This window comes from Polaribacter sp. HL-MS24 (assembly GCF_032758595.1).
Taxonomy (GTDB): Bacteria; Bacteroidota; Bacteroidia; order Flavobacteriales; family Flavobacteriaceae; genus Polaribacter.
The window spans coordinates 1,356,047-1,370,941 of the sequence record NZ_CP136415.1; the positions used below are offsets into that span (position 1 = coordinate 1,356,047).

Here is a 14,895-nt window from a genome sequence, read left to right on the forward strand (position 1 = left end):
TTAGAAAGAATAACTCATTCCTAACAACCAATAGGATTGTAACTTATTGGTTACAGTATTGAAGTCAGCATTTGGATTTGTCATTAATGCGTTGTTCAATGCCTCTTGCTTATTTTGACGAAGTCCAAGCTCAAAGCCCAATCCAATACCTTTATACAAATTGTACCCAAAAGTGTTTGTCCATGTCCAGTTAGATAAATTATCTGTTCTATAACTTTGATACATCGATAAATTCGATTGTATACTCAGTTGATCAATTTTGGTCTCATAGTTCGCTACCAATTTAGCTCCTAAAGAAGATTCAAAAACAGTCTCTCCTTTGCTGAAAACAAAATTGTAGTTTCATGGGTGAATTACCACCCTCAATTGATTCATAGGAGTCCATGTAAAACCAACTCCAAAATCTAAATATCCAGGATCGTTAAAGTTGTCAATAATGGATGTTCGATATTCCATCAAAGCAGAAGCTGCCCACTTTTTATTGATGCGTTTTCCATATAATGACGAAATGGTAAACACGTCGGTTGCAGTTTCAAAATCTTCGTCACCTTTTATAGATTTATCATTCAATTTGACCCATCCTAAATTTAAGGTTCCCGAGTTTTTCCAAAAGAATCCTTTTTGAATTAAATTTGCATAGCCGTTCACTGTAATTCCAATATTTCCGGCTGCCGCATTGGGTGCTGTTCTCGAGTACCAATTGTTAAATCCAGAGAGGCTTCCTCCAATGGTTCCAAAAGCACCAATTCTCCAGCCTGGTAGGGCGTCAATTTTTGCTTGTAAAGCGGCAACTTCTCCTTGTAGTTTTTTGATTTCTAATTTTTTAGGAGCTTGTTTTTGTTTCAATTCTAGGACGGTTTGTGCCTGTATACAAAAACTACTGCCTACCAACAAAAGGGAGCATAGGTATTTTTTCATTTTTCAGTTTTAAAATCGGCAACAAAATATTTTTTTTAAAAAAACGAACAAAGCAATTTAGACTTTTTTTACTGAAACGATTTCGTGTGTTTCTAATACAATTTAGAATAAAATCAACACCAACTTATTTTTTTGATTTGTAAAGCGGAACGGTAGAGCATGCCTCCCCGAATAAGATAGAGCTTGCGAGGGGTTGTAATTTTCCTATTAAAAATGCAAAAGCACTATTGGGAATCGGTTTTTCAGCGCATCCTTTGATGATTACCGGTGCATCTGTAAAGGGTTCAAAATCGATAAATTCGATCAGTTCTTGATACAGAACCGTTTCTAATAGTTCCAAATTTCCAATGACTACTTTGTTTGCAAAAGGAGTAACTTCAGCGGCAATCAACATAAACGCCCAGGAAGGGATGATGGCATCAGCAGAGCATTGAATCGCCACAAAACAATTTTTGTATTGAGACCAATCGTGGTTTTTTACTGAAATTCTGAAATCAACTTCTTTTAAAATAATTTCTTCAAACAACCAGTCTTTGATATCAAATTGCACTCTTTTTCCTTCGGGATATATTTCCTCTAAATCAAAGGTTTTTAATTTGCTGTTTGCGACTCTATTGATAATTTCTTTTTTCATGGAGGCTTGAAGTACGAGGTTTGAAGTATGAAGTTTGAAGTACGAAGTTTGAGGTTTGAAGTAGGAGTTTTTTTTGAAAAAAATTACCTACAGCATTCCCAATTCTAATTTTGCTTCTTCGCTCATCATTTCTTGTGTCCAAGTAGGGTCGAACGTGATTTCTACTTCACAACTATTGATTTCTTTTATCGACGCTACTTTTTCTTCAATATCAACTGGCAAACTCTCGGCTACTGGACAGTTTGGAGAGGTTAACGTCATTAATATTTTGGCATTGTTTTCTTCCGAGACAAACACGTCATAAATCAAACCCAATTCGTAAATGTCTACAGGGATTTCTGGGTCATAAATGGTTTTTAAAACGCGAACAATTTTATCACCAATCTCTTCTAATTCTTTGTCTGTCATTGTGTAAGGAATTTAATTTATAATCGCGTTTGCTGTGCAATTGCGTACATTTTTATTTGTTTGATCATCGATACCAGTCCATTTGCTCTGGTAGGGCTTAAGTGTTCTTTGAGGCCTATGGCATCAACAAAATCGGTCTCTGCGCTTAAAATATCTTTGGGTTGTTGTCCCGAATACACACGTAGCAATAGGGCAGCGATTCCTTTGGTTAAAATTGCATCACTATCGGCAGTATACTTGATCACCTCGTTTTCTAACTCAGAATACAACCAAACTTTGGATTGGCACCCTTTGATTAAATTCTCATCCAATTTAAATTTTGGATCAATAATCGGCAAAGATTTCCCAAGATCGATGATATATTGGTAGCGATCCATCCAATCGTCAAACATCGAAAACTCGTCAATAATTTCTTCTTGTATTTCTTTGATAGTCATTTTTAAAACTTATTTTTGTGTCTTTAAAAAAAGCGTTTATTCTGCTTTGCAAAATTACGTATAAAATCTAAGAAATGAGTAAATTATTAGCAGTAGGAACTGTCGCTTTTGATGCAATTGAAACCCCTTTTGGGAAAACAGACAAAATCCTAGGAGGTTCTGGTACTTTCGTTGGTTTGGCAGCCAGCCAGTTTGGGGTACAAACGGGAGTGGTTTCTGTAGTTGGTGGAGATTTTCCTGCTTCTTATCTAGAGATGATGAATGCGAAAGGAATCCATACCGAAGGAATTGAAATCGTAAAAGATGGAAAAACTTTTTTCTGGAGTGGGAAGTATCACAACGATATGAATTCTAGAGACACCCTTATTACAGAACTCAATGTCTTAGAAACATTCTCGCCGATAGTTCCTGAAAGTTTTAAAGACGCTGGAATTGTAATGTTAGGTAATTTACACCCATTGACACAGGCATCCGTTTTAGATCAAATGATTGAAAGACCCAAATTAGTTGTTTTGGATACCATGAATTTTTGGATGGACATCGCCTTAGCAGACTTGCATACCGTATTGAAACGCGTAGATGTGATTACGATTAATGATGAAGAAGCAAGACAACTCTCGGGAGAATATTCTTTAGTGAATGCCGCAAAGAAAATCCATGCAATGGGCCCCAAATATGTGGTCATTAAAAAAGGAGAACACGGCGCTTTGTTATTCAACGAAGGAAAGATGTTTTACGCACCTGCCTTACCATTGGCAGATGTTTTTGATCCAACAGGAGCTGGAGATACTTTTGCAGGAGGTTTTTGCGGATATCTAGCCAAAACACAAGATGTCTCTTTTGAAAATATGAAGAATGCCGTGATTTTTGGGTCGAATCTTGCTTCTTTCTGTGTAGAAAAGTTTGGTACAGAACGCATGCAAACCCTCACTCCAGACGAAGTAAAAACACGTTTGGAAGCTTTTAGAGATTTAACCCAATTTGATATAAAAATAGCTTAATTTTAATCCGTAGTTTCGACTGCGGATTTTTTTTTTAACAACATAAAGACTAACAACACCCAACTAAAACGAAATGACTGATGAGTGACGCTATTAAACACGAATGTGGAATTGCACTTGTTCGATTAAAAAAACCTTTACAGTTTTACAAAGACAAGTACGGAACTGCTTTTTACGGAATCAACAAAATGTATTTATTGATGGAAAAGCAGCACAACAGGGGTCAGGATGGTGCTGGTTTTGCGAGTGTAAAATTTAATGTTGCACCTGGGACTCGATATGTAAGTAGAATTCGCTCTAACAAATCGCAACCCATTCAAGATGTTTTTGGACAAATCAACGACCGACTCAATGGTGTTTTAGAGCAGTTTCCCGAGAAAAAGGACGATGTAGACTGGCAAGAACAAAACATGCCTTATGTGGGAAATTTATTTCTTGGACACGTTCGTTACGGGACCTTTGGTAAAAACAGCATCGAAAGTGTGCACCCTTTTATGCGTCAGAGTAATTGGCGACATCAAAATTTAATCGTTGCGGGAAATTTCAATATGACCAATTCGAAGCAATTGTTGGAAGAACTGGTTGAATTGGGACAACACCCAAAAGAATTTACGGACACGGTGACCGTTATGGAGAAAATTGGACACTTTTTAGAAGATGAAGTTGCCAATTTGTATGCAAGAGCAAAAGAAAAAGGATTTAGTAAGAAAGATGCTTCTCCCTTTATTGAAGAAAATTTGGACTTGCAAAATGTTTTAAAAAGATCTGCAAAAAACTGGGATGGGGGCTATGCCATGGCAGGATTGGTAGGTCATGGAGATGCTTTTGTCTTGAGAGACCCTAACGGAATACGCCCAACGTATTTTTATGAAGATGATGAGGTGGTCGTGGTAGCTTCTGAAAGACCCGTTATACAAACGGTTTTTAATGTACCGATAGCAGCAGTGAAAGAGCTGGAGAGAGGGCATGCCTTGATCATCAAGAAAAATGGAAAAACCTCCATCCAACCTGTTTTAGAGCAAAAAGAAAAAAAAGCCTGTTCTTTTGAACGTATTTATTTCTCAAGAGGAAGTGATGCGAGCATCTATGAAGAGCGCAAAAATTTGGGAAAATTGGTTTTTCCTAAAATTTTAAAATCCATTGATTCAGATATTTCCAACACTGTTTTTTCCTACATTCCCAATACTGCAGAAACCTCATTTTATGGAATGACAGAGGCTGCAGAAGATTTGCTCAATCAACAAAAAACAGCTAAAATATTAGCTGGAGGCAAAGCCTTGTCTGCACAAAGAGTCACAGAGATTTTATCGGAAAGAGCTCGTTTTGAGAAAATAGCGATCAAAGACGCAAAACTACGAACTTTTATTGCTGACGATAGCAGTAGAGACGATTTGGTAGAGCATGTCTATGATGTGACCTATGGAGTTGTCAAATCGACAGACAATTTAGTCATTATCGATGATAGTATCGTTCGAGGTACCACTTTGAAGAAAAGTATTATCAAGATATTAGACCGACTGAGTCCAAAGAAAATTGTAGTTGTTTCTTCTGCGCCACAAATTCGATATCCAGATTGTTACGGCATCGATATGGCAAGAATTGAAGCCTTTATTGCTTTCAAAGCAGCAATTGAGCTGTTGAAAGAGACCAATCAATATGCAATTGTAGATGAGGTATATCAAAAATCAAAAGCACAGCAATCGTTTCAAGATGAAGACATTGTCAATTTTGTAAAGGAAATCTATGCCCCTTTTACCACCGAAGAAGTGTCTGAAAAAATAGCAGCAATGTTAAAAACCAATGACATCAAAGCCGATGTTGAGGTGATTTACCAATCGGTTGAAAGCTTGCACGAAGCCTGTCCTGACAATTTAGGAGATTGGTATTTTACAGGAGATTACCCAACCCCCGGAGGAAATAGAGTGGTCAATCAAGCCTTTATTAATTTTTATGAAGGAAATGACAAAAGAGCCTATTAGTTCGATTTGACGCTTTGATGGAAATTTGCTATCTTTGAATAAACTTAAATTTATATCATATGACGCCAACAATTATCATTATAGGAGTTATTGCGATTGTACTTGTCCTATTGGTTTCACTGTACAACCGATTGGTAAAACTTCGCAACAATCGAGAAAGTGCTTTTGCAGATATTGATGTTCAATTGAAGCAACGGTACGATTTAATTCCTCAGTTGTTAGAGACCGTTAAGGGCTATATGAAACACGAAGAAAAAGTGTTAACTGCGGTTACAGCTGCCAGAGCAGGAGCTTTAAATGCCTCCACGATTGACGAGAAAATTGCTGCAGAACACCAGATGTCCTCAGCATTAAGTGGACTGAATATTGCGGTAGAAGCCTATCCTGATTTGAAAGCAAGTACAAATTTTTTACAATTTCAGGAAGAGATTTCCGATATTGAAAATAAATTATCTTCTGTCAGAAGGTTTTTCAATTCTTCTACAAAAGAGTACAACAATGCCGTTGAAACCTTTCCATCCAACTTGATTGCTGGAATGTTTTCTTTTCAAAAAGGATCGATGTTTGACTTGGGGGGTTCGCAAAGAGCCAAACTCGATGAGGCACCTACTATTGGCTTTTAACCCATGAAATATGTTGGTTTACAATCTCAAATAAATCGGAATAATTACAAGTCCATTGCACTCCTTTTAGCCTTTCCACTCTTGCTTTTGGGATTGGTATGGCTCTTTTTTTCTTTACCTATTCAGGAAGCACCGATGCTGAACTTCCGATGGCTGCCATTCACGAAGCTTTTTGGGGAGCGACCCCCTTTGTTTTGTGCATTGTTGGGATTTGGTTTTTAATTGCATGGTTTTCCCATTCTTCAATGATTCAACGTGCAACAGGTGCCAAACCTTTAGAGCGGAAAGCCCACAAACGCGTATACAATTTGGTAGAAAATCTGTGCATGTCGCAGGGGATGAAAATGCCCAAAGTTTATGTGATTGAAGACGGTTCATTAAATGCGTTCGCTAGTGGACTCAGCCAAAAAACCTATGCGGTGACCTTGTCAAGAGGGATCATCGAAAAATTAGACGACAATGAATTGGAGGCTGTCATTGCCCACGAACTCACCCATATTATCAATCGAGATGTCCGACTTTTGATTGTGTCAATTATTTTTGTAGGGATCTTTTCTTTTGTTACCGAGTTGGCCTTCCGTTCTGTGTTGTACGGTGGAGGAAGAGGTTCAAAAAAGAAAGAAGGAGGGGCAATTCTCCTTGTTTTAGGACTCGGTATTTTAGGACTCATTTTGGCCTCTTTGTTTCGATTTTCACTTTCTCGAAAACGAGAGTATCTGGCCGATGCTGGAGCTGCTGAAATGACCAGAAAGCCCTTGGCCTTGGCGAATGCGTTGCGTAAGATTTCGGAAGATCCTGGATAGAGGCCGTCAAAAGAGACGATGTTGCTCAGATGTTTATCGACCATCCAACAAAGAAAAAAGATCAGAAATCGCTGGTTTCATTTTTTAATGGAATGTTTGCAACCCATCCACCCATCCAAAAACGAATTCAAATTCTCGAACAATTTTAACAAAAAACCCGAAGCAGTGCTTCGGGTTTTTGGAACTTGTAAAGTTCAAGAGGGTACTGCTTATTTTGAAGCTGCATATCGAGTTGCTACTTCATTCCAGTTTACTACATTAAAAAATGCATTGATATAATCAGGTCTTCTGTTTTGATAGTTTAAATAATATGCATGCTCCCAAACATCCAATCCTAAAATTGGAGTTCCTTCGCAACCCACACCTGGCATTAAAGAATTGTCTTGATTTGGAGTAGCGCAAATGCTTACTTTTCCACCTTTGTGAACACACAACCAAGCCCATCCAGAGCCAAATTGCGTTGCAGCAGCATTTGAAAATGCTTCCTTGAACGCCTCTTCAGATCCAAAAGCAGCTTCAACAGCCTCTTTCAATTCTCCGGCAAGTGTTCCTTTGTTGTTGGGATTCATTACAGACCAGAATAATGAGTGATTGTAAAAACCACCCCCATTATTTCTAACAGCTCCATTGCTCAAGTCCAGGTTGGTTAAAATTTCTTCTATAGATTTTCCTTCTAAAGCAGTTCCTTCAATCGCTGCGTTTAATTTTGCAGTATATCCACCATGGTGTTTTGTATGGTGAATTTCCATTGTTCTTGCATCAATATTTGGTTCTAATGCGTCATATGCATATCCTAATTCGGGTAATTGAAAAGCCATTTTTTTATCGTTTAAAAGTTAGTATCATTTTACGAGTGTAAATTTAGCCATAATTAAACGGTTTGACAAGTAGTTTGTTTTTTGAAAATTGATAGTGACATAGAAATCTCTTATTCTTGAAATGCGTTCATAAATTCTTCGGCTTTGGCAACCATGTTTTTACTACCACAAACAAAGGGAACGCGTTGGTGTAATGCGGTAGGTTCAATTTCTAAAATTCGCCGATACCCGTCAGAAGCCAATCCATTGGCCTGTTCTGCAATAAAAGCAATCGGATTGCATTCGTACAACAAACGCAATTTTCCTGTTGGATTTGTAGAACTTTTCGGGTACAGATAGATGCCTCCTTTGATCATATTTCGATGAAAATCGGAAACCAAAGACCCAATATATCTGCTGGTATAGGGTCGATTGTCTTCTACTGCTTGGCAGTATTTGATGTATTTTTTGATGCCTTCTGGGAAATCCAAGTAATTTCCTTCGTTCACAGAATAAATTTGGCCATCCTCGGGGAACTGTATGTTGGGATGCGATAAATACCAACTTCCCAAAGCAGGATTTAGGGTAAAGCCATTGACTCCTTTTCCAGTGGTATAGACCAACATGGTTGAGGTTCCATACACAATATATCCTGCAGCAACTTGTTGCGCTCCCCGTTGTAAAAAATCCTTCGGTTGTACTGGAGTTCCTACGGGAGTGACCCGCCTAAAAATTGAAAAAATAGTTCCTACAGAAACATTCACATCAATATTGGAAGAGCCATCGAGCGGATCGATCAACACCACATATTTATTTTGATGATTGGCATCTTGACTATTGATTGCAATAAAATCGTCCTCTTCTTCACTGGCAATTCCACAAACAATATTCCGATCGGTGATGGTTTGGATAAAGGTGTCGTTGGCATAGACATCGAGTTTTTGTTGGTCTTCGCCTTGAATATTGGTATCTCCTGCTGCTCCTGTGATGTCCACCAATCCGGCCTTGTTTACTTCGTGGTTGACCACCTTTGCCGCCAGACGAATTGCGTTTAACAATCGGGAGAGTTCTCCGGAAGAATAGGGGAAATCGTTCTGATTTTCAATAATAAACTCCCCAAGGGTTTGATTTTTTTTAGCCATTTTGAACTGCCTTTTCGTTCCACAAAGATGCTATTTATTTTTCAAAACTACATCGATTTCGTTCCGATTTTAAATTTTAAACAAAAGTTTTTTTCTTGTTATTATTCTGTAGAAATTTTTGTTTGCTTCCAAATCGATTACCTTTGATTTTTAAAAAGTATCCCATGAGTTTTACAACCCGAGAAGCGACCCGAAACGATGTCCCTTCTGTCCTCAGTTTAATCAACGAATTGGCCGTTTTTGAGAAAGAACCCAACGCCGTAGAAGTCACCATTGCCGATCTTGAAAGAGATGGTTTTTCGGACAGCCCAAAATTTAAGATTTTTGTCGCAGAAGAAGGTGCCACCATTATTGGTATTGCCTTCATTTACATGCGATATTCTACCTGGAAAGGACCCATTGTGCATTTGGAAGATCTCATTGTAACTCAAGAAAAAAGAAAATTGGGCGTTGGCATGGCCCTGTACACCCAAGTGATGAAATATGCCCACGCCCTAGGAGCCAAAAGAGTTTCTTGGGAGGTCATTGATTGGAACACCAATGCCATTGAATTTTATAAGTCTACTGGAGCAAGCATTTTAAATGATTGGTCTGTAGTGCAAATGAACGAAGAGAATTTAGAAAAATTTGTACAAAATCATTAGCAATGAGAATTTTTAAGTTTGGAGGCGCCTCTGTAAAAGATGCACAGGGCGTTCAAAATGTGGCCAAATTATTACAAGATCAAGGCGTAAAAAATACTTTGGTAGTGATTTCTGCCATGGGAAAAATGACCAATGCTTTTGAAGAGTTGATCGATGCCTATTTTTACAAAACGGAGGAATTGAACAACAAGAAAGCTCAGATTGTTGCCTTTCATCAAGAGCTGATGGACGACTTGTTTGAAAAAGGACACCCTGTGTTTCATACCGTTGAGGTCCTCTTTGACGAGTTGGATTGGTTTTTAGAACGAAACACTTCCCAGCGCTACAATTATGTCTACGATCAAATTATTTGTTTTGGAGAACTTCTTTCCACTCGAATTGTCAGTGGCTATTTATCGCTGTTAGATATTGAAAACCACTGGTTGGATGTGCGAAATTTTATCAAAACCGACAGCAATTACAGAGATGCCAAAGTCAATTGGGAGTTGACACAACAACTGATCACCGAGCAGATCGATGTGCAGAAGCTCCATATTACCCAAGGTTTTTTGGCAGGAAATGATACTGAAAACACGACCACGCTAGGAAGAGAAGGTTCCGATTATACTGCGGGAATTTTCGCCTATTGCTTCAATGCGGAAAGCGTTACGATTTGGAAAGATGTTCCGGGCGTCCTCAATGCAGATCCGAGAGTTTTTGAAGAAACCACCTTATTGACACAAATTTCCTACGAAGAAGCCATCGAGATGGCATTTTATGGCGCTTCGGTGATTCATCCAAAGACCATACAGCCTCTTCAAAACAAAGAGATTCCCCTGTATGTCAAATCCTTTATTCAGCCCAATGCATTGGGTACTCGAATTTCAAAAGGCACCCATTTGGAACCCGATATTCCTTGTTTTATCATCAAGAAAAATCAAATTTTGCTGTCCATTTCTGCCAATGACTTTTCGTTTATGGTCGAAAATAATATCAGCTATATTTTTAAAAAACTCCACGATTATAAATTGTCTGTAAATTTAATTCAGAATTCTGCCATTAGTTTTTCTGTCTGCGTCGACAACAAATATGGAAATTTTGATGCCTTCTATATTGAACTGAAAAATGAGTTTGCCATTGATTTTCAAAAGGAGGTCGATTTGTACACCATTCGTCATTTTAACGAAGCGACAAAAGCGGCCATTTCACAGCGTGGAACCACTTTGTTATCGCAGACCAACAAAGAAACCATTCAGATTGTTTTACAAGAGTTTTAAATAAAAAAACAGTATTTTTGCTGGGGTTTAATATAAACATATGGCATTAGTAACAGCAAAAGAGGTTTCTCAAGTAATTGGTTTAAAGCGTTTTGGGTTTGTAGGCAATTTTATAGGTTGGTTGTTGCTTCGTGTTTTGCGGATTTCTGCCATCAATGCAATTTACAACAAGAACAAACACAAAACATCCCTGGATTTTTTAAACGGAATTTTAGAAGACTGCAATATTGATTTTGAAATTCCTGAAGAAGACCTCCAAAGAATTCCCAAAGAGGGGCCTTTTATTACGATTTCCAACCACCCCCTTGGTGGGATAGACGGGGTCCTTTTGTTGAAACTCTTGATTGAAAAAAGAGCCGATTATAAAATCATTGCCAATTTTCTTTTGCATCGCATTGCGCCGCTCAAACCTTATGTGATGCCGGTCAATCCTTTTGAAAACAGAAAGGATGCCCACTCCAGTATTGCGGGTGTCAAAAGTGCACTCCTGCACCTGAGAGAAGGTAAGCCCTTGGGAATTTTTCCAGCAGGGGAGGTTTCTACCTACAAAGATGGCAAGTTAAAAGTAGACAAACCTTGGGAAGAGGGTGCAGTTCGGTTGATTCAAAAAGCCAATGTGCCGGTCATTCCAATTTATTTTCATGCCAAAAACAGTCGCCTTTTTTATGTCTTGTCGAAAATTAGCGACACCCTGCGAACGGCAAAATTACCTTCCGAAGTAATTTCTCAGAAAAATAGGGTCATTAAAGTCCGAATTGGGAAACCGATTTCGGTTCAGGATCAAAGCGCCTATCCCGATATTCCTTCGTTGTACGAATTTCTTCGCAAGAAGACCTATATGCTGGCAAACCCTTTTGAAAGCAAGAGCCCCTTGCTTTCTACCCAGCATATGAAAATTAAAAAACCAGTAAAAAAGATCACTCCTCAGAAAAACAACGCAATGTGCATTCAAGAAGTTGATGCCCTGCGGGCTTCCGATGGGCGCTTGTTGGAAAGCAAAAACTATGAGGTGTTTTTTGCAAAAGCCACCCACATTCCCAATCTTTTGCAAGAGATTGGACGCCTGCGCGAAGTGACGTTTAGGGCCATTGGCGAGGGAACCAACAAAGCGATCGATTTGGACGTCTATGACCAGTACTATTCCCACCTATTTTTGTGGGACCGAGTTGCACAGTGTTTGGTGGGTGCCTATCGAATGGGGATCGGGAAGGAGATCTATAAAAATCATGGGATCAAAGGGTTTTACATTCAAACCCTCTTTAGAATTGAACCCGAATTGCATCCCATGATGCAAAAAACCATCGAAATGGGGAGGGCCTTTATCATTCAGGAGTACCAACAAAAACCCATGCCTTTGTTTTTGTTGTGGAAGGGCATTGTACATGTTACCTTGCGGTATCCAGACCATACCTTTTTAATGGGCGGTGTTTCGATCAGCAATCAGTTTTCTGATTTCTCCAAATCCTTAATGATTGAGTTCATGCGATCGCACTATTACGATCCGTATTTGGCGCAGTACATACAGCCCAAAAAAGAATACAAGGTAAAGCTCAAAGATGCCGACAAGGATTTTGTTTTTGATGCCAGCAAAGCCGACCTGCAAAAGTTTGACAAAATCATTGACGAAATAGAGCCCGGTGCACTGCGAATTCCTGTATTGATTAAAAAATATGTCAAACAGAATGCCCGCTTGGTGGCCTTCAATGTAGACCCTAAATTCAACAATGCCGTCGATGGCCTGATGTACATTAAAGTGTCCGACATTCCCGAGAGTACGGTACGACCCGTAATGGAAGAATTTCAAGCAGCTCTGGAGGGCAAATCCAACAACAGCAAAGCCTAAAACGTTCCTGGCCGTTCTCCTTCTGCAGGGCAGTAAAGCGGTTTCAGCAGTGCCCCACAACAGCCTGAAACGAAACAGCCCCTCCACCTGGAGGGGCTGTTTTCTTAGTCTTTTTGAACGGCTTTTTCCAAAGCCTCAATTCGTACTGGTAGTGAATGCCTGCTAAAACCTGTTTTACACTACAAAGCGACCTAAAGTAGAGAAAAAAATCCATCAACAACGGTTAAACAGTCGATTACTTAAAAATTAATAGCTTACCCCAATTACTATGCAGAGAAACACTACTTCCCAGTATATAACTGGATTGTATGACAGTATCCAATTCACTCTGTTTAAAAAGAAAGCGAACTATCGTCGTATCATCTCTACGAGCGACAATATTAATTCCATAAGTCCCTGAAAACTGAAGTGTAACTCCTAGTATTCCAGCTATTTTATTTAAGGTATCTGAATTGGAATTTGCAATCAAATCGAGTAATTCATCTTCTGAAATTAAGTCATTAATTGTCTTTCCTGATGCATCTAAAGCTGCTTGAAAGGTGCCTGAAGCTGTTGTTAGAAAGCTAGTATTAGCATTAGTCAAAGTATAAGATGATTCAGTCTGGGTTGCATTGGAACATACTGCGCCAAAATTACTCCAATCACCGTTCACATCAAGTGCCCCAGTAGTTGCTGCAACACCAGAAAACGAATAGGTGATGATCTGACTTTGTCCGGCTGATAAAGTTACCAATGTGCTGGGACTTACCCCAGAAACAGTCACTGTACCCAAACCAGGACCACTCAGCGTAAGATCCGTAATACTTGGGGTAAGTGACAAGGTTGCAAAGCCAGTATTCGTGATTTCAACACGAAAATCAACACCCGTTGCATCGGTTGGACCTAAAGGAAATGCATCCGAAAAACCAGTACAGTTGGTCACAGTCAATTGCTGATTGAACAACAAAAGAGCACTATATTCTGTCCCGTTATGAATGTATGGCGCAGCAGGAGCACAGTCCGTAAAATAGACCATCAAACCTGCAACGGGGTTGATAATGGCTAGCATTTGAGCTTGTGTCATCCTAGGTGGTAAAAAGCCTTTGTGGGTAGAACGAAGTTCTAAAATCGCAGATTCATTCGGAGTGTTGGTCCCTATCCCTTTTTGGGCAAAAAGCCCAATGTTCGTGATCAAAACGAAAATTAAACAGCTCCTTTTCATCATTTAAAGTTTCTAAGTAGCATCGATTTCAATCGATGCTGGTATGAACATAGAATTCAGTTATTACAATTTGATACAGCGAAACACTACGGATACTAGAGCTAGTCTTTCAGAGCTTTTTCCAGAGCCTCAATCCGCGCTAGTAGTGAATGCCTGCTAAGCACCTGTTTTACATTACAAAGTATTTCAATATCCGATAGAAAACAAAGCCAACAGGAATGATGGAACAGTCGATTACTTAAAAATTAATACCTTAGCCCAACCACTTGTTAAATTAACACTATTTACATTTAAGGGTATTATGTCTGTTATGATACTATTCAATTGGCTTTGCTGAATTATATAGCGTACTATCGTCGTATTATCTCTACGAGCGATAAGATTAGTCCCATCAGTCCCTGAAAACTGAAGTGTAATTCCTAGAATTCCAGCTATTTCATTTAAGGTATCTGAATTGGAATTAGAAAGCATATCGGCCAAATCACCTTCTGAAATCAAGTCATTAATTGTGTTTCCTGATGCATCTATAGCTGCTTGAAAGGTGCCTGTAGCTGTTGTTTGAAAGCTAGTATTAGCATTAGTCAAAGTAAAAGGTGGTTCAGTCTGAGTTGCATTGGAACATACTGCGCCAAATCTACTCCAATCACCGTTCACAGCAAGACCCCCAGTAGTTGATGCAACCCCAGATAACGAAAAGGTGATGACCTGACTTTGTCCCGAAGTCAGTGAAACCGGACTGGGACTTACCCCAGAAACAGTCACTGTACCCAAACCGGCACCACTCAGCGTAAGATCCGAAATGTTTGGTGTAAAAGTCATGGGTGCAAAGCCACTATTCGTGACTTCAACACGAAAATCAACACCCGTTGCATTGGATGGGCCAGTAGGTAAGGTCTCTGAAAAACCAGTACAGTTGCTCACAGTCAATTGCTGATTGGCCAACAAAAGAGCACTATATTCAGTCCCGTTATGCATGTATAGCGCAGCAGGAGTACAGTTCGTACAATAGACCATCAAACCTTCAACGGGGTTGGCAATGTTTAGCATTTGAGCTTGTGTCATCCTAGGGGGCAAAAAGCCTTTCTGGGTAGAACTAAGTTCTAAAACCGCGGATTCACTTGGGTTGTTGGTTCCTATTCCTTTTTGGGCAAAAAGTCCAATGTTCGTCATTAGGAGTAAAATTAAATATCTAGTTTTCATAATTTGAAA

Annotated in this window: 16 protein-coding genes; 7 read left to right on the plus strand and 9 right to left on the minus strand. The window is 39.2% G+C overall.

Annotation, left to right across the window (positions count from 1 at the left end; translation table 11 throughout):
- From RRF69_RS06405 to RRF69_RS06425, 5 genes are all read right to left on the minus strand, one after another.
- The gene (locus tag RRF69_RS06405; RefSeq protein WP_316939016.1) at positions 1-282 is read right to left on the minus strand and encodes a hypothetical protein; all 282 of its coding nucleotides are present in this window, start codon (positions 280-282) and stop codon (positions 1-3) included.
- A 60-nt stretch (positions 283-342) separates the two neighbouring features.
- Complete coding sequence (locus RRF69_RS06410; RefSeq protein WP_316939017.1) at positions 343-918, minus strand: DUF3078 domain-containing protein; 576 nt, start codon at positions 916-918, stop codon at positions 343-345.
- Positions 919-1,042: 124 nt separating this feature from the next.
- The gene (locus RRF69_RS06415; protein WP_316939018.1) at positions 1,043-1,552 is read right to left on the minus strand and encodes a DUF2480 family protein; all 510 of its coding nucleotides are present in this window, start codon (positions 1,550-1,552) and stop codon (positions 1,043-1,045) included.
- An 87-nt stretch (positions 1,553-1,639) separates the two neighbouring features.
- Positions 1,640-1,960 (minus strand): DUF59 domain-containing protein, encoded by a 321-nt coding sequence (locus RRF69_RS06420; protein ID WP_316939019.1) that lies wholly within the window; start codon positions 1,958-1,960, stop codon positions 1,640-1,642.
- Positions 1,961-1,977: 17 nt separating this feature from the next.
- A complete protein-coding gene (locus tag RRF69_RS06425) occupies positions 1,978-2,397 on the minus strand; it encodes a SufE family protein (RefSeq protein WP_316939020.1) in 420 nt (139 codons plus the stop codon).
- Between the two features lie 74 nt (positions 2,398-2,471).
- Between RRF69_RS06425 and RRF69_RS06430 the strand changes: the two genes are divergently transcribed.
- The 4 genes from RRF69_RS06430 (at position 2,472) to RRF69_RS06445 (ending at position 6,803) form a co-directional block, all read left to right on the plus strand.
- Positions 2,472-3,398, plus strand: coding sequence for a PfkB family carbohydrate kinase (locus tag RRF69_RS06430; RefSeq protein WP_316939021.1), 927 nt, complete (start codon positions 2,472-2,474; stop codon positions 3,396-3,398).
- 80 nt (positions 3,399-3,478) lie between these two features.
- Positions 3,479-5,377, plus strand: a complete 1,899-nt coding sequence (locus tag RRF69_RS06435; protein ID WP_316939022.1) for an amidophosphoribosyltransferase — start codon at positions 3,479-3,481, stop codon at positions 5,375-5,377.
- Between the two features lie 59 nt (positions 5,378-5,436).
- Positions 5,437-6,000 carry a LemA family protein gene (locus tag RRF69_RS06440; RefSeq protein ID WP_316939023.1) on the plus strand — a complete coding sequence of 188 codons (564 nt, stop codon included), beginning with the start codon at positions 5,437-5,439 and terminating at the stop codon, positions 5,998-6,000.
- 98 nt (positions 6,001-6,098) lie between these two features.
- A complete protein-coding gene (locus RRF69_RS06445; protein ID WP_316939024.1) occupies positions 6,099-6,803 on the plus strand; it encodes a M48 family metallopeptidase in 705 nt (234 codons plus the stop codon).
- Positions 6,804-7,012: 209 nt separating this feature from the next.
- Here the strand turns inward: RRF69_RS06445 and RRF69_RS06450 are convergent, their stop codons facing one another.
- Both RRF69_RS06450 and fbp read right to left on the minus strand, forming a co-directional pair.
- Entirely contained in the window at positions 7,013-7,621 is a 609-nt protein-coding gene (locus RRF69_RS06450; RefSeq protein ID WP_316939025.1) for a superoxide dismutase, read from the minus strand.
- Between the two features lie 110 nt (positions 7,622-7,731).
- Complete coding sequence (gene fbp, locus RRF69_RS06455) at positions 7,732-8,742, minus strand: class 1 fructose-bisphosphatase (protein WP_316939026.1); 1,011 nt, start codon at positions 8,740-8,742, stop codon at positions 7,732-7,734.
- Positions 8,743-8,906: 164 nt separating this feature from the next.
- Here fbp and RRF69_RS06460 point away from each other — a divergent pair, with 164 nt between their 5' ends.
- The 3 genes from RRF69_RS06460 to RRF69_RS06470 are packed head-to-tail and all read left to right on the plus strand — an operon-like array spanning position 8,907 to position 12,485.
- Complete coding sequence (locus RRF69_RS06460; protein WP_316939027.1) at positions 8,907-9,386, plus strand: GNAT family N-acetyltransferase; 480 nt, start codon at positions 8,907-8,909, stop codon at positions 9,384-9,386.
- Positions 9,387-9,388: 2 nt separating this feature from the next.
- A complete protein-coding gene (locus tag RRF69_RS06465) occupies positions 9,389-10,642 on the plus strand; it encodes an aspartate kinase (RefSeq protein WP_316939028.1) in 1,254 nt (417 codons plus the stop codon).
- Between the two features lie 40 nt (positions 10,643-10,682).
- Entirely contained in the window at positions 10,683-12,485 is a 1,803-nt protein-coding gene (locus RRF69_RS06470; protein ID WP_316939029.1) for a lysophospholipid acyltransferase family protein, read from the plus strand.
- Positions 12,486-12,720: 235 nt separating this feature from the next.
- Here RRF69_RS06470 and RRF69_RS06475 read toward each other — a convergent pair whose 3' ends face one another.
- Positions 12,721-13,659, minus strand: coding sequence for a hypothetical protein (locus tag RRF69_RS06475; protein WP_316939030.1), 939 nt, complete (start codon positions 13,657-13,659; stop codon positions 12,721-12,723).
- A 261-nt stretch (positions 13,660-13,920) separates the two neighbouring features.
- Positions 13,921-14,886, minus strand: coding sequence for a hypothetical protein (locus RRF69_RS06480; protein ID WP_316939031.1), 966 nt, complete (start codon positions 14,884-14,886; stop codon positions 13,921-13,923).
- Positions 14,887-14,895: the final 9 nt, after the last annotated feature.